This window comes from Terriglobia bacterium (assembly GCA_020072645.1).
GTDB lineage: Bacteria > Acidobacteriota > Terriglobia > Terriglobales > Acidobacteriaceae > Angelobacter.
Genome location: JAIQGK010000012.1, coordinates 132532 through 152168, shown reverse-complemented (window position 1 = coordinate 152168; position 19637 = coordinate 132532). Strand labels below are relative to the sequence as shown.

The following is a 19637-nucleotide window of genomic DNA, read 5'->3' as shown; positions in this document are numbered from 1 at the left end:
GGAACTTTATGGCAAGGAGCGAGAGCACTCGCAGCAGATCAGCGCAGATGGTCGCCGATGAGCGATTGGCAGATTGAAAATCAAAAGCGAGGGTCATGAGAGGACGCCTTGATGCGGCATGGCACAAGTAGAAAAAGGATCGCTCTTGGCCGACCTTTAGTCGCAGGCAGAAAATGCCTTCGCGCAGATGCTTGGAGTTTTAAGAATTAACCGCCTTGGCGCGGCATTCTTCGCACTGGCAGATTTCGCGCAGGTAGTCCCAGGAATATATGCCGCTGGAGTGGCCGTCATTCCATGCGATGTTCAGCGCGTATTTACCCACCGGCTTTACTTCTTTGGGCTTGGCGGGTTCTTTATACATGGGCAACAACGCCGCAGATTGTTTGGCGGGCTCGCCGGGATTGCGATGGTGATTGTTGCGTTCTTCCGTGCAGGTGGCGCATGGGCATGCGTCGCGCAGCCACTGGAAGCCAAAGTGTGTCCGATGGCCGTCGTCCCACTCGATATCCATTCCCGTACCTGTGGTGACGTTGACTTTGACAGACTTGGGATTGATCACGGCCATATAGACAAGTATATACAGAAGCTCCGCGCCAAATTAGCTTTGACATAAGGGCGAACAAATAGTAAAATATTGCACCGCTTTCTCAGGAGGGCGGCTCTATGCGCGGGGATCTTTGAAAACCGAGCAATTAGCATTTGGCAATTAGCACTTAGCCAAGCCAAACCCCAAAAGAGTTTCGTCCTGCGACCCTCTGCCGATTGGGTTTGGGATTGGGTGGCCCAAGGGTGGCCCAAGCGTCGCCCAAGCGTCACGCAGGGGCCACGCGAGGGTCGAATGGCATAAGCACCTTTGTTTGCAATAAAAGTTGCAAAATGCCGGGGGGAGGGGCAAAAATCGCCGGAATCGCGACATTGCGCGTGACGGCTGTAATCGGAAAGACAAAACCTTCCACGGCTGCGGAGCACGGAGGAAACGCCGGGATGATCTGACGGAAAAAGCTCAGGGAGATCGGAAACCGCAGCCAGTCGCTTACGTGCAATAAAACAACCGCGCCGGCAGAATGTTGCGGGGCTCGAAATCCTGATCGATCTGGCGAAAATGGCTCTTCAGGTAGGGCAGAACGGCGCGAGTGAATTGATAGACCAGCGCTGCGCCGCCGGGGTTGAGCGCTTCACGCGATTCACGCATGATCTTTTCCCGCAATTCCACGGGCATGGTGGTAAAGGGGATTCCGGAGATGATGTAGTCGGCGCCATCCAGTTTCAACCGGTCCAGCTCTCTCTGGACGGTCTCTGCCGAGCCGTGGACCACATGCAGCCGGGGATCGGGAAACGCTCGCGCAAGATAGTTGACGAAGTCTTCATTCATCTCAAAAACGACGAGGCGGGCATCGGCAGACATCCGGGAAAGAATATGGGCGGTGATCGTACCGACGCCGGGGCCGTATTCCACAATGGTTTTGGCGCGCTTCCAGTCCACCCGGCTGAGCAGGCGGTCAATCAGAAATCGGGAGCTGGGAATCAATGAGCCCAGCATTCTGGGATGCTGGAGAAAGTTTTTCGCAAATAACAGCGTTTCTTCACTACGAGAAGGCTTGGATAGCATGCTGATGATTAAGTCCTTCAAAAAAGAGGGGCTCTGGCTGCGAGTTAACCATACTCGCCTTATCTCTGAGATGTAAAGCGTAAGAGCAGGGAGGTACTGTGATGGATTATTCTTCGGCAAACCCTTGCCTGTTCAGCAGCTTGCAGTTTTCTGCCCTCCCAAAATGGGATAAATTCCCACATTGCCGGTGATTGATTTCCGGAATAAAATCAGGTGTCAGCCACAACCAGGAACTTAATTGAATTTGGTCCGCGCCATCTATCCCGGCTCATTTGATCCGCTCACCAACGGTCATCTTGACCTGATTGAACGCGGCAGCAAAATTTTTGATGAATTGATCGTCTCCATCCTGCGCAACTCTGAAAAAGACCCGCTGTTTACCCTGGAGGAACGGCTAGAGATGCTGCAAGAGATGGTCAAGCACTACGACAACGTTCGCGTGGAAGCCTTTGAAGGGCTGCTGGTGGATTACGCCATGCAGAAGAAAGCCAAGGCGGTGCTACGCGGCATCCGCGCCATTAGCGACTACGAATATGAGCTGCAGATGGCGCTGATGAACCGCAAGCTGCAGCCGCAACTGGAAACCGTGTTTATGATGCCCGCGGAAGCTTATTCCTATCTGAGCTCGCGGCTGGTCAAAGAAATTTTTCGCCTTGGCGGTTCCGTGCGTGGGCTGGTACCGGAACTGGTGGAACAACGGCTGCGGGAAAAATTCCATGGCACCGCAGCCACAATTTAAAAGAGGTAGAAAATGGCGACGCTTCCAGCACTAAAACAATTCAGTGACCGCATTAACCGCATTGAAATTTCCGCCACCATGGCGGTGGTTGCCGAAGCGGCACAGCTTAAAGCAGGTGGGGCCGATCTGGTGGAGTTTGGCGCAGGCGAGCCCCATTTCCCCACGCCGCAGCACATCAAGGATGCGGCCATTGCCGCGATCAATAACAACTGCACGCGTTACACCGCTGTTGCTGGAATACAGGAGTTGCGCACTGCGATTGTCCGCCGCCACGCCGCGGATTTTGGTTCCATGTACCAGCCCAGTGAATGCATGGTTTCCACCGGAGGAAAGCTTGCCCTGTTCAATGCGCTGCAGGTGCTGGTGGACCACGGCGACGAAGTGATTGTCCCTGTCCCTTACTGGGTTTCATTCAAAGACATTATTGAGTATGCAGGCGGCAAATGCGTTTTTGTCGGGACCGATGAAGCTGAAAATTTCCGGCTGACACCGGAGATGATTGAGCGCCAGATCACGCCGCGGACGCGCGCCATCATCATCAATACGCCCAACAACCCCAGCGGAGCGGTGCTTGCTCCTGCCGATTTCTCCGCAATTCTGAGGCTCGCGCACAAGCGCGGTATCTATGTCATTGCCGATGAATGCTATGTTTACCTTAATTTCACGCCGCAGCGGTTCTCTGCCGGTTCCGCCACCGACGTGAAGCAGCACCTGGTGATCGTGGGCTCGCTTTCCAAGACTTATGCCATGACCGGCTGGCGGCTGGGATATGCAATGGCTCCAGCGCCAATCATCAACGCCATGACCAAGCTGCAGAGCCAGAGCACTTCAAGCACGGCTCACATGGTCCAGATGGCTGGCCTGGCCGCCGTTACCGGCCCGCAGGATTGCGTTGAGAAAATGAAGAAAGATTACGTCCAGCTGCGCGACCTTACCCTGGGCCATCTGAGCTTGATTCCGGACGTGACCTGCGTAAAGCCGGAAGGGGCGTTTTACGTTTATCCCAACGTCTCAGCCTATTTTGGCAAATCCGGAATCAATTCGGCTGCCGATGTCGCCAAGCGCCTGCTGCATGAGGCCCACGTGGTTACAGTGCCGGGCGAGGCCTTTGGAACGCGCGAGCATATTCGCCTGTCATACGCGACCGCACCCACGGAAATTGAGCGCGGCCTGGAACGCATGCAGGAGTGGTTCGGCAAGCTTTAGGCGGGTCTCAGGTTCAGTTTAGATAACCAGACGTCTGAGAATTGCCTTCATTGCTAACGCAATGAACGTCTGCCTAAAGGCCCGCGATTCGCAAAGCGAACCGCTAGACGCTGATACTCAGCAGCTTGGGTCAACGACCCAAGCTGCTGGACAACGCCCAGCCTGTTTTACGAGTCTAAGATTTTCTAGGTCCCATCGCGCCACGGCCCAAAAACTCGCATGCCCGATCTTTACCCATTATTGTTGCAACCGCAGTTTCATGAGCGCGTCTGGGGTACCCGAGACCTTAAGCCCTTTTATGCCCGTGAAGTTACAGGCGATCCCATCGGCGAGGCATGGTTGACCGGGGACAAGTGCACCGTCCGCAACGGCCCGCTTGCCGGTCGCACTCTGGCCGATGTGGCGCAAGAATTTGGCAAACAGTTTCTAGGCGATGCCGTCAGGGATGCAAGCCGCTTTCCGCTGTTGATCAAATTTCTCTTTCCCACAGAAAAGCTTTCCGTGCAGGTACACCCTGACGATGAGGGAGCTGCCAGGGTCGGCCAGCCCTGCGGCAAAACTGAATGCTGGTATGTGTTACGGGCGGACCGTGGAGCCCAGATTGGGCTGGGATTAAAACCGGGAACCAGAAAATCCGAAGTCGAAGCTGCAATTCGTGAACACCGTATGGAGCAGTTGCTGAACTGGATTGATGTCCATGAAGGCGACATGATCTACGTGGATGCTGGCACCGTTCATGCCATTGGGGGTGGCGCGGTCATTGTGGAAACACAACAGAATTCTGACACCACATACCGGCTCTATGATTATGGCCGTCCACGGGAATTGCATATTGAAGACGGTTTGCTCGCAACCAAGGAACAGACGCACGCGGGTAAGGCAGTTGCAGGCGAGCGGCAAATCGAGCAGGGAAAAGAGCAGGTCAATCTTGTGACCTCGCCCTGTTTTATCGTTGACCATTTCAAGATGAAGCGACCTTGGGAGTTCAGACGCCCGCGTCACGCCCAAAAGAGCTTGTGGTGTCTGGTGGCGACTCGTGGATGCGGCGTGGTCGAAAGCGAAGGCGCGGCTCCGGTAACCTTTACCAGCGGAGAAGCCGTGGTGGTCCCTGCCTCAACGGAAAGATTCCTGCTGAAGCCGCAGTGGGAACTGGAATTTCTGTGCGCGTCGCTTCCAGTGGAAAAAGTTGAACAACCGGCGACTGTATTATTAGAGAAGAGTTTCTCAACGCTTCAGCGTTGAACGAACAGGCAACATTAAGCGACACGTTTGAAACGTCGGGCTTCTGCCCTGTGGGTGCTTGTGAGCAAACAGCCATTCTATCCAGTGATTCTTGCGGGCGGCAGCGGGACACGCTTCTGGCCGCGCAGCCGTCGTAGGCAGGCCAAGCAGGTGCTGGCGCTCGATGGCAAGCAGACCATGATCCAGAAAACCATGGAACGCCTGCTCCCTCTGGGTACGGAAAAAGATTTCTGGGTGATCACCAATGAATTTCTTGCCGAAGAGATTCAGCGGCAGTTACCGGCGATTCCTCCGCGGCAGGTTGTGACGGAGCCTGAGGCCCGCAACACCGCTCCGGCCATTGGATTGGGAGCTTTCTTGCTGGAAAGGATCGCGCCTAATGCCATCATCGGAATGTTTCCCGCGGACCACGTGATCGGCGACGAGAAAAAGTTTCGCAAGGTGCTGCAACGCGCCATTGAAATTGCCGCTCGCGAAGATCACATTGTGGTCATGGGAGTGCAGCCTGCGCGGGCTGAAACCGGTTATGGCTACATTGAGACCGGAGAAAAAATTGAATCTGAGCTGTTCCGGGTAAAGCGCTTCACTGAAAAGCCAAACCAGCAGCGGGCGGAAGAGTTCCTGACTGCCGGAAATTACTACTGGAACAGCGGAATCTTTGTGTGGAGCGCGCGAACGCTTACCCGGGCTTTGCGGGAACACCTCTCAGAAACCACGCCTTATCTCGAGCAGATTGCTGCGGCTTGGGGAACCAAGGACTTTGACAAGACATTCGCGCAGCTTTATCCCAAGTGCGAAAACATTAGTATTGACTATGCTGTTCTGGAGCCGCGTTCCGCCAAGGGAGAGCACTCATCGAATTTATTCTGTCTGCGCGCCGACTTTGGTTGGAATGATCTGGGCTCTTGGGCCGCTCTGTATGAGCATCACGCAGCCCTGGAAAAAGAAGACGACGCGAACGTGCTGCATAGCAAAAACTCTTTCACGCTGAATGCGACCGGCAACTACGTTTATGCGCCTGAGAAATTTGTCGCCACTGTGGGCGTCCATAACCTGGTTGTGGTTGAAACCGAGGATGCAATTCTGGTGACCACGCGGGAGCACTCCCAGGATGTAGGAAAAATTGTGAAATACTTGAGTGAGAAGAAATTGACTGAGCTGATCTAGGCGCGAGCCCGACCACGCGGCGAGCGGCTTGATATGAACGCTGACAAATATTGGGCGTAGAAAATCCTGAGCGGTATTGGAGCGAAGCGGCAGAAATTATTGAAGAGCCGCGAGGCCGTGCTGCCGGCGGCTTAATTCAGGGCTGATTACATTTCCACAGAATTTACTCTTAAAGCGGTTTGGAGCGATGCGACAGAGATGAATGAGATTAAGTTTGGGACCGATGGATGGCGCGGCGTTATTGCCGAAGACTACACCTTTGAAAATGTGCGGCGTGTCGCCGGGGCCATTGCCGCCTACGTTTTGAAGAGTGAAGATCCCAGCCGCGGGCTGGTCATCGGCTATGACACACGCTTTGGATCGCGCCGATTCGCGCAAGCCGCGGCTGAAGTGCTGGCAGCCGCGGGCATTTCCATCAAGTTGTCGAACGACTACACTCCCACACCGGCTCTGTCCTATGCGGTCCGAAGCCTGAAAACTGCGGGTGGAATCATGATCACTTCCAGCCACAATCCATGGGACTGGAATGGAGTTAAGTTCAAAGCCACTTACGGCGGCTCTGCGACCCCCGCCATCATTAAGCAGATTGAAGGATACGTTCACGAAGGGGCCATGCCAAAAGGCAAGGCGGCCAAAGTGGAAGAAGCGGATTTCAAGACGCCGTACATCGAAGCCATATGCAAGTTTGCCGATTTGGACAAGATCGCGAAAGCCAACTTCAAGTTTGCCATCGATTGCATGTATGGCGCAGGGCGCAACGTGCTGGCGGATATCTTCAAGAAGCGCGGCATTCAGCATGTACAAATTCGCAGCGAGGTTAATCCGCTTTTCCCTGGAATCAACCCTGAGCCGATTGAGCCGCATGTGCGAGCAGCGCAGGAAGTTGTTGTCAAAGAAAAGTGCCACGCGGCCTTCATCACCGATGGAGATGCCGATCGCATCGGCGCTGCGGCGGAAGACGGCAGCTTTGTGGATTCACACAAAATCTTTTCCATCCTGCTGCAATGGGTGGTGACGAGGCATAAAGACTGGCCGGGCGATGTGGCGCGTGCCTTCAATACCACGCGCATGCTGGATCGCATTGCCGCCAAGCATGGACGCACGCTGCTGGAATGCGGCATCGGCTTCAAATATATCTGCGACCTGATGCTGGAGCGGCAGATTGTGATCGGCGGCGAAGAGTCTGGCGGCATCGGATTCCAACGCCATCTGCCGGAGCGCGATGGTCTGCTCAATGCTCTTCTTCTCGCTAATGTGATGGCTGATGAAGGCAAGAGCCTGGGGCAGCTAGTGGCGGCGCTACAATCTGAATATGGTCCGCACTATTACGCGCGTCGCGATTTGCGCATCCCGAACGACGTGAAAGACGCTGCTATCAGCCGCGCCGGCAGCGGTGAAACAACCTCACTGGGCCGCTACAAAGTATTGCGCAAGGAGAATCTGGACGGCATCAAGTTCTTTCTTGACGCGCCGATCAAAGACAAAGGCGCAGACGCATGGGTTCTGCTGCGGTCTTCAGGGACAGAGCCGCTGATGCGCATCTACGTGGAAGCATCATCGCCGGAACTGGTGCAGGAAATTATCGAGGAGGCTGTGGCGTTTGTTGACAACAAAAAACCAGTACTTAGTATTTAGCAGGTTATTTGGCTTTGTTTGGAGATGCAGGCGTCTTTGAATCGCCAACCGCCATGACCGTGTTAGATCTTCGCTTCTTTGCGGTTGAGTTTTTGAAAGCGGCAGGTATCACCCTGCCGCAATGTTCACTTCAGTTCAAGAGAAAATAAATTGCTTTTTGGTAGAGCTGCCATCTGGCAGGAACTTTGGGGTTTTCGAGGAAGCAATGAGGCCATTTCTTTCTGGAAAGAGCGATCTTTCAGCTGGACAAGATCACTGAGCCTGGCCCAACTTTCGCTGCTCTTGGGGCGTCTTGCAATGTTTTCGTCGCAAGTGGAAAAGGTTTGACCGTCACACATAATCAGGGGGTCGCAACCCTCCGTGGCTCCTGGAGTGAAATAGCAAGGATTCGGGCATCCATTGTCAACCGGGTTAACATCGCAAGACTGAGCATGGGCGAGTGCAGTGCTTCCCAACCAAAAACACAATGCACCCACTGCAGTCACAAACAGCTTTTTCATGTTCATCAGTTCACCTCTTTCATCTGATCACTCTTCAATAGTTTTACGGCACAAATTGATCAGACAAGAACAAGTCTGGATCCGCGCAATTTCTTATGTCAACAAAAAGTCTTCTTAAATTGGCTGCATCATTTCAAAATGGAAATCATTGAACGTTTTTAACGTAGCGTTGCATGCCGCGAGGCCGTGCTCGCCGAGCGGCGCGATGCAGGCTGATTGCACCAGTCAGGACGATACTTTTAAAAGCGGTTTGGAGCGAAGCGGCAGAAATTAAGAATCTTGCCTTAATTCCCGGCAAAAGTTGTTGCAACCCGTCAGCTCTCTTCATCACCCAATTTAGTAGATGGTGAAATCCAGACAACATGGAAGAGCTGCGCGTGTGCTGGCCTGGGTCTTTCTGTGCACTACGCTAGGTCTGGGAGGCGCGCTGGCCTGGACGTGGATTTTTGTCACTAAACTTGCTCTCAAGCCTCTACCCGACCCTCCTCTGCCGGCAAAGATGCAGGTCAGCACCGGCCCTGCTTCGCCGCTGCAGATGCAGTATCAGCTCAATATGCCCGGACGCGGCGAGATTTTTCCCGCGCTTGCTGCTGCACACGCCGCCGACTACTGGCCCGTTGCGGTATTGAGCATAGCGAACACGTCTGACAAAGCGGTATTGCAAATTATCTCGTCAGAGGTTCGCGGTTGGAGCGCGGAGCTGCGCCAGACTGCCGTGATCGGGCCGCATGAGGTCAGGACCTTCAGCCTTGATCCTGAATTGCTGGCCAAGGCCTACGAGAATGGCGAAATTCATCCCGCTACGCTGGTGGTGGAAGTTCAAGACCCTTTAACGGGACACACTTTTGCGCAACAACGTCCGGTGTTCATCCATAGCGCTTCTGATTTTTTCTGGGGAAGAAAATTTGCCAACGCGCAGTTGCTGGCCCGCTGGGTTACTCCGCATGATGATAAAGTCCTGCAACTGGTCGCGCGGGCGGAACGCCTGGTTCCTGGCGGAAGAATGCGGGGTTATAACCTTGTTCCTGGAATCGATCTGACCGCGCAGGTGCGCGCCCAGGCCGCGGCAATTTTTACTGCGATGCGTCGCTCCGGTATCAGTTACGTGAGTAGCATTTATACCTTCGGAAACTATCCAAACGAGACAGAACGCATTCGTCTGCCGCGCGAGACGCTGGAGCTCAGCAATGCCAACTGCATTGACGTGAGCGTGGCCTATGCTTCTGCTCTGGAAAATCTTGGGATGAAGCCCGTGATCGTGATTGTTCCGGGACATGCGTTCACCGGAGTTCGACTTGGGCCTAACTCGCTGGACTTTTTGTATCTTGATTTGACGGTGTTGCCGCGCGGAACATTTGCGGAGGCAATCGCTCGCGCTCGGGCGTGGCTCAAGAAGACGCCGCCAAATGAAGTTCTCACCGTCGATATCGGCGCGGCCAGAGCGCTGGGTGTGTATCCTATGCCTGTGTCTGGAGCAAACAAACAAGAAGTAACTGCAGAATTATGGACGCACTGATCATCGGCGGTGGAATTGCCGGCCTCACAGCCGCCCGCCATCTTGCTGGGGCTGGGTTGCGCGTCACACTCTTGGAAGCGCGAGAACGCCTGGGCGGCCGCATATACACGCGCTCGACTGGCGAATTTCCTGCGGAGCTGGGAGCAGAGTTTGTTCACGGGCGGCCCCAAGAAATCCTTGCCCTTGCGGCGGAAGGCGCGGCGCCAATTGTCCCAGTGCAAGGGTGCTTTCGCAGGAAGATCAATGGCGAGTGGGCAGATGCAGGCCATCTCATGGAGAAAGTTGACCAGCTTTTTTCCAGGCTGCCTAAGAAAGAGCCTGACGAATCATTCAAATACTATCTTGACCGCAGCGGAGAAGATGACAGCGTAAAGCAGCAGGCGCTTAGGTATGTGGAAGGATTCCATGCCGCCGATCCCTCGCTCATCAGCGCGCGTTCATTACGTCGCGACAGCGAGGCAGAAGAAGCCATCAACGGAGATCAGCAACACCGGATCGCCAGCGGCTACGAAAGTCTTGTGCGAGCAGTGGCGGATCGGATCGACCGCAGTCGTTGCGACATTGTGATGAATACTCCGGTGAATGAGATTGTCTGGCGGCAGGGACAAGTGGTTGCCCGCGCTGGTTTAACGGAGTATCTGGCCTCGCGGGCCATTGTTACGCTTCCGCTGGGAGTGTTGAAATCAGGCAGCATAGTTTTCTCGCCCGCGCTGCCGGAAAAACAGAATGCCATGAGTTTTCTGGAAATGGGTCCGGTAATCCGCGTGAGCCTGTGCTTTAAAGAAAAGTTTTGGGCGCGCGATCCGAAAATGGCTGATCTGAGCTTTCTTTTCACTGACGACCATCAATTTCCAACCTGGTGGACGAGCAATCCTCTTCCTTATCCCATTCTCACGGGCTGGGCAGCGGGGCCGAATGCAAGTGCGCACACTGGGCGCAGCAACGACGAAATCATTCGCAGCGCATTGCAATCCCTGGCGCGAATCACAAAAACTGCGGAGCCTGAACTTCGCACGCAAATGACAGCGTCATTTGTGCATAACTGGCAAGCGGACCCATTCTCACGAGGCGCCTATAGCTACACAGCCGTGGGAGGCATGAACGCGGCGAAGAAACTCGCGGAGACGGTTGTCGATACACTCTTCTTTGCCGGAGAGGCTACGAACAGTCACGGATACAATGGCACCGTTCACGGCGCGATTGCTACCGGATTGCGCGCAGCAAAAGAGCTGCTTCAATGTTTGCGGAGCTCAAAAAGAAAACAGGCGTAAAGAGTTTTGCTTAGCTCCAGCTTCCCCAGCGCGACGCCCTGAAGATGGCCGAGCGCGAAGGCACCCAGGCGGGAATGCGGCGGAAACGTGAAACAGCTTCCAATGCGCGTGCTCGCTGATGCCGATCAAACGCGCGAACGTACTGCCGGATGATCTGCGGCATGGTCATGCGCAACGCGGCGGAAAAATTCTGCTCTGCCATTTCATGCTGCTCCTGCTCATTTTGCAGTAGGTCGAGCATGTTTTTGGCCAGCGCAGCTTTGTTTCCCACGGGATAAAACTTGATCGCCAGCCCGCCGCTATCGCCCATTTCGCGAAAATCGGGAATATCCGAGCAGACAATCGGCACACCATACGCTGCGGCCAGGTTGGCCACACCGCTGGCTCCGGTGGCTGATGTATACGGCATCACCATGAATGACGAAGTGCCGAACATGTCCGGAATGTCGTGTTCTTCCACGTAGCCCTTGAATTCGATTCCCGGGTGGCTGGCATATTTCGCGCTCAGCCCTTCAATATAGCCGGGCGAGTTGCTGTTATTCGTTCCCGCGATCACCAGTTTTGCGCGCGGAAAGGCGGGCGCCACCTGCTCCTCAAACGCTTCAATGAGCATTTCGCAACGCTTGTAGGTGCCCCACTTTCCAAAGGCCAGAATGCGGTGGTCGGGATTGCCGCGCCGGGAGAAATCAGGAAATTCCGGCCGCGCGGAAAGAATTCCGTGCGCGCGATAGTGAATGTGCTCTCCCTTATATTTTTCCGTCAGCGTGCGGCGGTAAGCCGGCAGCAGCACAGAAACTGAATTGGCCATCAGGAGCATGCGCGTGGCAATGTTTCCCGCCGCACGAAAGAGCGCTTTGTTGCGAACGCCTGCGTCATTGAGGTCAATGTGGTCCATCAGATGGTGGAGCGTCACGTGGGTGTAAAAGCCGGCCATGCGCGTCATGGCGGGCAGAGTTAGCCCGGAAAATGCCGCTAAAGGATTTTCTTTGTTGCCAAAGCTGGAGAACACCAGGTTGAACCACACAACGTCAGGCTTGCAGTCGCGGATCGCCTTGAGCAATCGCACGTGGTTGCTGAGGCGGTTTTCCTTCCAGCAGCGGCGCACGTCGAATTCCGGCAGTTCTGGTTCCGCGCCTGAATACTCATCGGACAGAATGGTCAAACTGATCAGCGGATCGGCCTGCAGCTCTCTGGCTACGTGAAAGCCGTATTCATTGAGCACCGCTTTACTCGGCGGGAAACCGCTTACAAAGCATATTTTCATCTGGGCCTGAGAACCTAAAAGATTGAAATTCTGGCTACGGGCCTGAAGGACGATGTGCTCCCTATGCCGGTGTAGCCATAAAAAGTTTGTTGTTGCACGCCTACGGAAAAGCGCAATGGGTAATCGACGTTGAGCGAACCATTCACGTCGTTCATGCTGCGACGAAGCGGCTTTACATACGAGATGAGGAATCCACTCTGAACGTTGTCATAAAGGTGGAATCCCTCACCGCGGGTCAGGTCCATGGATCCTTCAAATGACCAGCGCTCATTGTGCTTGTACTCAACGCGCGCACCGGGTATAAGCGCCTGCGCCGTGGCGAAAGTAAGGTCCTGTACGCGCCATGAACGGATATATTTTCCCAGCACGGTAACAGCCAGCTTCTCACCGAACTTATGTTCCATGCCTACCCAGGTGTCTGTGGTGAAAAATTCACGGGGGGTCGGGCGGAACAAGAGGTCGCGGACGGAATAGCCCGTGACCAGAGAGTTGTGTCCCCAGGGACGTCCCACTTCAAACTCAAGGCTTGCGCCCACGTCGCGCGAATTTTGGTTCTGCAGCGTAAATGGACCGGCTTCATGGATCGCACTTCCACGCACTGTCAGCCAGTTGAAGAAAGGTGAGGTGCTCAGATAGAGATACTCACGCAGGAGGTTCTGGTTGAGATCGATTGGCGATCGCGTATCGCGCCGGATGGTAAATTGAATGCCCGGGACAAAAACGATATGGGAATTTCCAAGATGCGGTACCCATGTTGTGCCGACATTCAGGATCGTATCAAAAGTGTTCCGGCGAACAGGCAAAAGCTGGTTGGGAAACAAAGTTGTTCCGACGTAATTGTTGACGCCAAACAGGCCATTGATCGGCACTTTCCAGCCCGTGTAGTGGAACGCGCTATTAGCGTCAGTCTCCTGGGATGCGTGCGGAGGCAACGGAGCGCCTATGAGCTTGTTATTCATTTCGTAAAGAGTAGCGTCTTCAAAAATCGCGCCCGTCGTTACGTCGCTTTGAATGTTCAAATCTGGCCGCCAGGGCAGAGGCGTGCCTTGCTCCCCGGCAACCTGCAACAGGCCACGCTCGGCGATCGGATCATCTGCCGCAAGCTGATTGGCACGTGCAAATGCCGTGACGGCCCGTGCATTGTCATGCCGCTGTGTGTAGATATTGGCCCAGGCAAGCTGATAATCATAGCTCTGCTGGTAATCGGCGGAATTTCCCAGTGCAGCCAGTTCCCGTTCCGCTTTGCGATCGTAGCCTTGAGCGATGTAGGTGTCGGCCAGGCCAATGGCTACTGTGTCGTCAGAAGCGCCCAGGTCCTTGGCTTTGGCGAAGTACCGCTCAGCAAGATCAAAGTCATGGGCGGCCAGGAAAATGTTGGCGGCTTCAACAAGATTGTCGGCGGTGACGGGAGAGGCTTCGCCAATGCGCGACTCAGCAAATGCCAGCGCCACTTCCTGCTTGGCATCGGTAAACTTGCCTTGCCGGACAAACAGTTTCGCGAACTCAATGCGCACGTCAACGCGGTTGGCATCCGGAGCGTCCAGCGCGCGCGTAAAGCGTTCCAACGCAGCCGCTCGGTCACCCAACGTCAGCAGTGCGTCGCCAGTGGCCAAAAGAATCGCCGATTGGTCTACTGCTTCCTGTTCCGCCAGTTGGATGTACTTGAATGTTTCAGGGCGACGGCCTAGCTGCGCGTAAGCTGAAGCCATGTTGGCGTAAATGAGCGGATCATCCGGAGAAAGCTTCAGAGAAGCATCCAGCTCGTTGATGGATTGGGCATAATGCCGCGCGTGGAACAAAGCATCCGCCAGCGCCAGATGAAGTTTAAGATCGTCTGGAGAGTACTTGAGCGCCACTCGATATTCCGCTACGGCCTTATCCAGAACGCGCATCTGCCGGTATGCGGTTGCGCGGGCCATGTGTGTAGCGCCCAGCTCGCCGAGCAACTTTTCCGCCTTGTTGGTCTCTTCTAAAGCTTCACGCGAGCGATGCAGTTGCAGGTATGAAAAAGCCAGACCCAGGCGGGCAATGCCGCTGTTGGGATTCATTTTGAGCGCGGGCTCAAAATCGCGGATGGCTGCCTGCGCGTCCTGCATGTCATTGCGGACGTAACCGCGGCTTACAAGCGCTTCAAACATCTTGGGGTCTTTCTCAAGCGCGCGGGAAAAATCGTCGATCGCCTGCTGTAAGAGCTGGTTCTGCTTGTGCACATGCCCGGCTAGCAGCGGGAAGTTTGCTTCCTTGGGCATGGCAGCCTCATAGCGGCTTACCAGAGACAGCACTTCGTCGTAACGGCCCAGGTTGTAATAGTCGTAGCCGAGGTAAACGGCGGCGTCACGGTCATGCGGCAACTTCACAATTGCCACTTCGCCCAGTTTGGCGGATTCAGCGTAACGGCCTTTCAGGAAGAGATAGCGCTCGGTTTCGCGTATCACGCGCGGATCATTCTTCATAGTGCCGGTAGCGCGTGCGATCCATTCTCCGGCCAGATCAACCTTGCCAGCCTCAATGGCGGCGTTGGATCCGCTGGCTACGATTTGTGAATTTGTCGGTGCGAGTTTGTGGGCCTTCTCATAGCTGGCCTGCGCCTTGGGATATTCCTTCATGGCAGTGTACAGATCGCCCAAGGCCATGTAGGGAACATAGTCGTTAGGATAGGCGGCGGCCATGCGGCCGAAGAAGCCTTCAGCTGCTTTATTGTCGCCTTCATCACGAGAGAGATACCCCAGCGCTTCCAGCGCATAGCGGTTTTTGTCGTCACGCTTGAGCAGGCTCGTGTACATCTGCCGGGCTTCGCCTTTGCGGCCAATCTTCCAAAGCAGGCTGCCATACTGCAAAGTTACGTTGTCATTTTCAGGATCAAGCTGCAGCGCTTGCTTCAAATCGGCTTCAGCGCCCGGAACGTCATTAGCAAGCGCTTTGATGGCCGCGCGAAGGCGCAAATATTCCACCTGCTGCGGGCCTTCGACCTGGATCTTGGCCAGTTCCTGCTGGGCGATTCTGAGTTGCTGGGTTATTGCAGCGTCATCATCCAGATTGCGGTAAGTATCGATCAGGTTGAGCCGCAATTGTGTGGGATAGAGCACGCCTTCAGCAGGGCCTTCCGGCATGGCAGCCAGCGCTGCCAGATATTCGCGGATTGCGTCACTATCACGGCGCTCGATCTTGGCCAGGTCGCCGCGGATTGCGTGCAGGCGGTAGTAATTCGCATCAAGCTGTTCGCCACGCGAGAGGTATGTACGTGTTTTATCCAGATTGCCGACGCGCAACTGTGCCTGTGCGGCGGCCAACTGTACATTCACAGATTTCGGGGCAAGGCTGGCAGCTTTCTCATATGTGTCAGCCGATTCTTTCTTCATGCCGGCCAATTCATATGTGTAGCCCAATTCGGACATGACGTCGGCATTTTTGACCGGAGCCTTTTGCAGAATGGCAATAGCGGACTTGTAGTCATGGGATTCGCGGTAATACTGGGCAACGGCGCGGAATATCTCAGTGTTCTTCGGGCTGCGTTTCATTGCCCGGTCCAGAAGCTGTTTCGCTTTGTCTGTCTGCTTCTGTTTCATGTAGGTGATGGCCAGCAATAGCTCGGCGTGGGATGAAGGCTGAACACCTTCGGCACGTTCCAGCAGATTCTGCGCGCGGGGGAGATCGCCTGATTGCATGAAGAGTTCACCGGCCATCGCCAAGTCAGTAGCGCGGCGGGGATTGGCAGCGATCACCTGCAACAGCAGTTTCTTTGCTTCGTCGGCTTTGCCCATGCGAATGTACGTCTGGGCCATGCCGGAGAGACCTTCCACGGAGTTAGGCTGGCGTGAGAGACCCTTCTGATAGGCATCGAGTGAAACTTTTGAGTTCCCCGCCAGACGGCTGGTGTAGCCCAGCAGGAACCAGTTGCATGCGTCACTAGGCGCGGCCTGAGTGAGATGCTCGGCATAACCCATTGCTGCCGAAGGATTGCCATTTGCCAGCGCTTTTTCAGCCGCACGCGCATAACGCCCAGCTTCAATACTGCCGCCCCATCCGCTGCCAGTGGTTCCACAGGCAGTTGAGCCGCCACCACCGCTGCTGGCTCGGCCTGAGGACTGCCGCTTGCCATTGTTCTGTTTAGGCTGGGATTTCTGGTTCTGGTCTTGCGGCTTGCTGTTCAGATCAAACGTCTGCGCCCAGCCAAAGTTGACCAGAAATAGAGAGCAGGAAAGCGCGAGACGCAAAAAGTTCTTCTTCACGGGACCACCGTTGTCAGAGTCGCAGAAAGAACACGTGGCCACCAGGGTTCCACGCACGCTACCAAGGATTTAGCGAAAGCGGCATGCCCAACTGCGGCAGCAGCTCTGTTCTTATCTTGAATCAAGATGCCATTTTTGCTCTCAGGGATTGCTAGCAGGGTGGAAACTACCGAAAATGCTCCAAAAATGAGAATCCGGATGCCACTAGGAAAACCCCAGCACCTCTTTTGGAATCGAAGTCTCTGCTGAAGCAAAACTGCTGCTGATTAGCGGCGTCCCTTTTTTAATTGCCGTCTCACTGAGTAGAGATTTCGCGATCATCGCACTCGCATTCACGGAGGTTTTTCATGAGTTCCCCATCCATCGCTCCGAGCAGGCAGGTTACTTTGCCCACTCGTGCGATTCCTTTGAGTTGGGTGCTGTTGCTGGCGTTGCTGGTGCACGGTCCGCTCCTGTTGATGCAAATTACCAATGACTCGTACGACGCGGACTTCCACAAGTTTTTTGCGGCGCACTATGCGACACACTGGTTCAATCCGTGGAATGAAAAGTGGTTTACCGGTTTCTCGCAGACGACGTATCCGCCTATGGAGCAGCAGTGGATGGCGCTGTTCTCCCACGTGATGGGCTTGAACCTGGCCTATATTTTTGTTCAGCTGATTGCGATTCTGTTGCTTCCTATCGGCGTTTATAAATATGCGCGAATATGGGTGGGCGAACGGGCCGCCAGTTACGCCGCCATTGGCAGTGTGCTGCTGGGATCATTGGCTTCGCTCGTGTACGTTGACGGACAGTTATCCACCACATGGGCCGCGCCACTTTACCTGATGGCGCTTGGGTACTTTTATGAATGGGCGCGTGAAAGCAAGATGATGGCGTTGTGCAAAGCCCTGGCGCTAACTATGGCCGCCGCCTCGGCGCACCACGTGACATTGTTGTTTGCCAGCGTGATCTTCACCATTCCCGTAGTGGTCACGGCCATCATGGATCGCAAACGCGATGGTCTTGATGCTACTACCGCCGGAGTCGTAATACGGTCAGCAATTTTTGCCGGGCTCTCTCTCGTCGGAATTATCGTGGTGCTGCTGCCATATTGGCTGGCGCTAAAAGCCAACCCGATCAAGCAGATGCCTATCCCACACGGTAGCCGCGAGAATTTCTTCTCTCAGGGCTGGCTGGCGGTGAACTACATCATTGTGCCGTGGGGCGCAATGTTGCTGGCGCTTCCATTCATCTTTCTCAAAGGCCTAAAAGAATCCAGGCTGCGTCCGCTCTTCATCGGCTTCTGGCTGACGATGATTTTCGGCTTGGGCGGAACCACACCGTTGCCGCGCATCTTGCTGGGCATGCTTGCCGGTGTTGTGAATGCGATTACCGGCGCGAATGTCCACAATCCTTTTGACATTCTCACCTTTGAGCGTTTCAGCTTCTGGGCCAACCTGATGGCGCTGCCGATCGTGGCTTTGGGCGCTGTGGTCTTGATTGATCGCTATGGACGCAAGGCAGCGTTCGTTCTGGGCGCGCTAGGCGCGTTCAGTGTAGCGATGGCGGTTTCATGGCCGGTGTATCACCCTATCCATGATGCGCCTTTCAGCACGGCTGAGGTCGTTTCCTTCCTGAACCGCGACGGCCATGACAAGTACCGGTATCTCACACTCGGTTTTGGAAGCAAGATGTCTGAAGTGGGAATCTACGCCAACGCCAGCAGCGTTGACGGCGAATACAACTCCGCCCGTCTGCTTCCGGAAATGACGAAGTACGGATCAGCTCAGCTCACCAACTCAAAGTATTACGGGACAAACGGCATTGAGTCACTGCGGGCCGTGCTAAAGCACGCCGAGCAGTACGGATTGAAATACATATTTGTTCGTGACCCGTATTACGAGCCGCTGATCGCCTTTGCCGGCTGGCGCAAGACAGAAGTTTATGATCGTGGCAATGTCAGCCTGTGGGTGAAAGATGGAATTCCTCCGGCGCACAAGACGCCATACGGAACGCCGCCCACCCGCATGGAAGGGATTCTCTGGGGCACGCTTCCCATCGGCAGCAGCATTCTTGCGCTGGTCCTTGTTCTGGCGTTCCCAGACAAGCGCCGCAAGCTTGAAACAATTGAGTTCCCGCTGACCTCAAGCGAGGAACCTGTATACCGGGAGGCATTGTAATGGGCCGCTTATTAGCAATCATCTTTGGAGCGCTTACGGTGGGATTGATTGCCGTTGGCACGGTGCATGGAAGCAAGACCACGCACGCCTCCACGCCGGATGGCGCCGTGCAAGCAATGTTTGACAATGCCAAGACGCATGACTGGCAGGGCGCGTATGCTTTTGTCGCTCCTTCCAGCAACGTTGACCAGGGCGGCTTCGTTCGTGATCTGGCTGGACGCAACGGCAGCCTGCGCACCTATTCTCAGCTTGACTCGGTCAACACGCGCGTGCTGCATGAATCTGAAAATGAAGCCACGGTTCGCACTGAAATCAAGTATGCGACCGCCGTTGGCGCTTCTTTTGAGACGCGTGACCTGAAAGTAGTAAAAGACGATGGCACATGGAAAGTGGTGTGGCCAGCGGAAAAAGAAGTGAACGTGCCGCCGCAGGTGATTCCCGTGAACTATCTGCGCTGGGACATTGTGTGGCGTGGCGCTGGCGATGACTGGGGCGCGCAGAACGTTGAGAACCCGAATTGCCGCATTCTTTCCATGCATGCCGTGGAGCGCGACGGCGCTCTGATCATCATGGGCGAAGTAGTGAATGAAGATACTGTCCCGGCTTTCATTAGCGTGGGCGCGGTGCTTACCGACAATAGCGGCAAAGACATTGCGGAAGAAAGCAGCTTTGACAAGCTCTCACACGTTTTGCTTCCGAAGGAAGTATCGCCGTATCGCATCGATTTTCCTGGCATCAAAAAGGCCGACGTGAAATCCGTCCGCATGACTCACAACTGGATGCTCGTACCCGCATCGGCCGATCCGGTCATCGCTGTGTTGCATCAGAGGATCGAAAAAGACCTGACTGGACGAACTGTGCTGAAAGGCGAATTGCTGAATGAGAGCGGAGAGACTGTAAACATCCCGCACGTATTGGCAACATTTTACGATAATGGCGGACAGGTGATCTGGGTTTCTGACGCCTACTCTGATCACGCTTTGCTGCCGCAGACGCCGCAACCCTTCTCCGTGGCATTGCGCGACGACCTTGCGGCCAACGTGCACACCTATCGCGTAACCGTAAATCACTATAGCCTCAACAGCCGTGAGAACTAA

14 protein-coding genes are annotated in these 19637 nt (G+C 54.9%); 9 read left to right on the top strand and 5 right to left on the bottom strand.

Annotated features, from left to right (window positions below; translation table 11 throughout):
* Positions 1 to 199: 199 nt before the first annotated feature.
* The gene (locus tag LAO76_17070; GenBank protein ID MBZ5492636.1) at positions 200 to 565 is read right to left on the bottom strand and encodes a DUF971 domain-containing protein; all 366 of its coding nucleotides are present in this window, start codon (positions 563 to 565) and stop codon (positions 200 to 202) included.
* Between the two features lie 468 nt (positions 566 to 1033).
* The gene (locus LAO76_17065; protein MBZ5492635.1) at positions 1034 to 1540 is read right to left on the bottom strand and encodes a methyltransferase domain-containing protein; all 507 of its coding nucleotides are present in this window, start codon (positions 1538 to 1540) and stop codon (positions 1034 to 1036) included.
* A gap of 307 nt (positions 1541 to 1847) precedes the next feature.
* Here LAO76_17065 and coaD point away from each other — a divergent pair, with 307 nt between their 5' ends.
* The 5 genes from coaD to LAO76_17040 all read left to right on the top strand — a co-directional run bounded on the left by coaD (position 1848) and on the right by LAO76_17040 (position 7598).
* A complete protein-coding gene (coaD, locus tag LAO76_17060; GenBank protein ID MBZ5492634.1) occupies positions 1848 to 2348 on the top strand; it encodes a pantetheine-phosphate adenylyltransferase in 501 nt (166 codons plus the stop codon).
* 12 nt (positions 2349 to 2360) lie between these two features.
* On the top strand, positions 2361 to 3554 hold the full coding sequence (locus tag LAO76_17055; protein ID MBZ5492633.1) for a pyridoxal phosphate-dependent aminotransferase: 1194 nt from the start codon (positions 2361 to 2363) through the stop codon (positions 3552 to 3554).
* A gap of 219 nt (positions 3555 to 3773) precedes the next feature.
* Entirely contained in the window at positions 3774 to 4796 is a 1023-nt protein-coding gene (locus LAO76_17050; GenBank protein MBZ5492632.1) for a class I mannose-6-phosphate isomerase, read from the top strand.
* Between the two features lie 54 nt (positions 4797 to 4850).
* Positions 4851 to 5963: an NTP transferase domain-containing protein gene (locus LAO76_17045; protein ID MBZ5492631.1), complete on the top strand. Its 1113-nt coding sequence runs from the start codon at positions 4851 to 4853 to the stop codon at positions 5961 to 5963.
* A 198-nt stretch (positions 5964 to 6161) separates the two neighbouring features.
* On the top strand, positions 6162 to 7598 hold the full coding sequence (locus LAO76_17040; protein MBZ5492630.1) for a phosphoglucomutase/phosphomannomutase family protein: 1437 nt from the start codon (positions 6162 to 6164) through the stop codon (positions 7596 to 7598).
* A 125-nt stretch (positions 7599 to 7723) separates the two neighbouring features.
* Here LAO76_17040 and LAO76_17035 read toward each other — a convergent pair whose 3' ends face one another.
* Positions 7724 to 8098, bottom strand: a complete 375-nt coding sequence (locus LAO76_17035; protein MBZ5492629.1) for a hypothetical protein — start codon at positions 8096 to 8098, stop codon at positions 7724 to 7726.
* Positions 8099 to 8477: 379 nt separating this feature from the next.
* Here LAO76_17035 and LAO76_17030 point away from each other — a divergent pair, with 379 nt between their 5' ends.
* Together LAO76_17030 and LAO76_17025 are read left to right on the top strand one after the other, a co-directional pair.
* Positions 8478 to 9614 (top strand): hypothetical protein, encoded by a 1137-nt coding sequence (locus LAO76_17030; protein ID MBZ5492628.1) that lies wholly within the window; start codon positions 8478 to 8480, stop codon positions 9612 to 9614.
* Positions 9602 to 10885 (top strand): FAD-dependent oxidoreductase, encoded by a 1284-nt coding sequence (locus LAO76_17025; protein MBZ5492627.1) that lies wholly within the window; start codon positions 9602 to 9604, stop codon positions 10883 to 10885. Before LAO76_17030 ends, LAO76_17025 begins: the two co-directional genes overlap by 13 nt.
* Before the next feature lie 10 nt (positions 10886 to 10895).
* Here LAO76_17025 and LAO76_17020 read toward each other — a convergent pair whose 3' ends face one another.
* Together LAO76_17020 and LAO76_17015 are read right to left on the bottom strand one after the other, a co-directional pair.
* Positions 10896 to 12149 (bottom strand): glycosyltransferase, encoded by a 1254-nt coding sequence (locus LAO76_17020; GenBank protein ID MBZ5492626.1) that lies wholly within the window; start codon positions 12147 to 12149, stop codon positions 10896 to 10898.
* A 14-nt stretch (positions 12150 to 12163) separates the two neighbouring features.
* Positions 12164 to 16378, bottom strand: coding sequence for a tetratricopeptide repeat protein (locus tag LAO76_17015; GenBank protein MBZ5492625.1), 4215 nt, complete (start codon positions 16376 to 16378; stop codon positions 12164 to 12166).
* Positions 16379 to 16725: 347 nt separating this feature from the next.
* Between LAO76_17015 and LAO76_17010 the strand changes: the two genes are divergently transcribed.
* Both LAO76_17010 and LAO76_17005 read left to right on the top strand, forming a co-directional pair.
* The gene (locus tag LAO76_17010) at positions 16726 to 18540 is read left to right on the top strand and encodes a hypothetical protein (GenBank protein ID MBZ5492624.1); all 1815 of its coding nucleotides are present in this window, start codon (positions 16726 to 16728) and stop codon (positions 18538 to 18540) included.
* Positions 18540 to 19637 (top strand): hypothetical protein, encoded by a 1098-nt coding sequence (locus LAO76_17005; protein ID MBZ5492623.1) that lies wholly within the window; start codon positions 18540 to 18542, stop codon positions 19635 to 19637. Before LAO76_17010 ends, LAO76_17005 begins: the two co-directional genes overlap by 1 nt.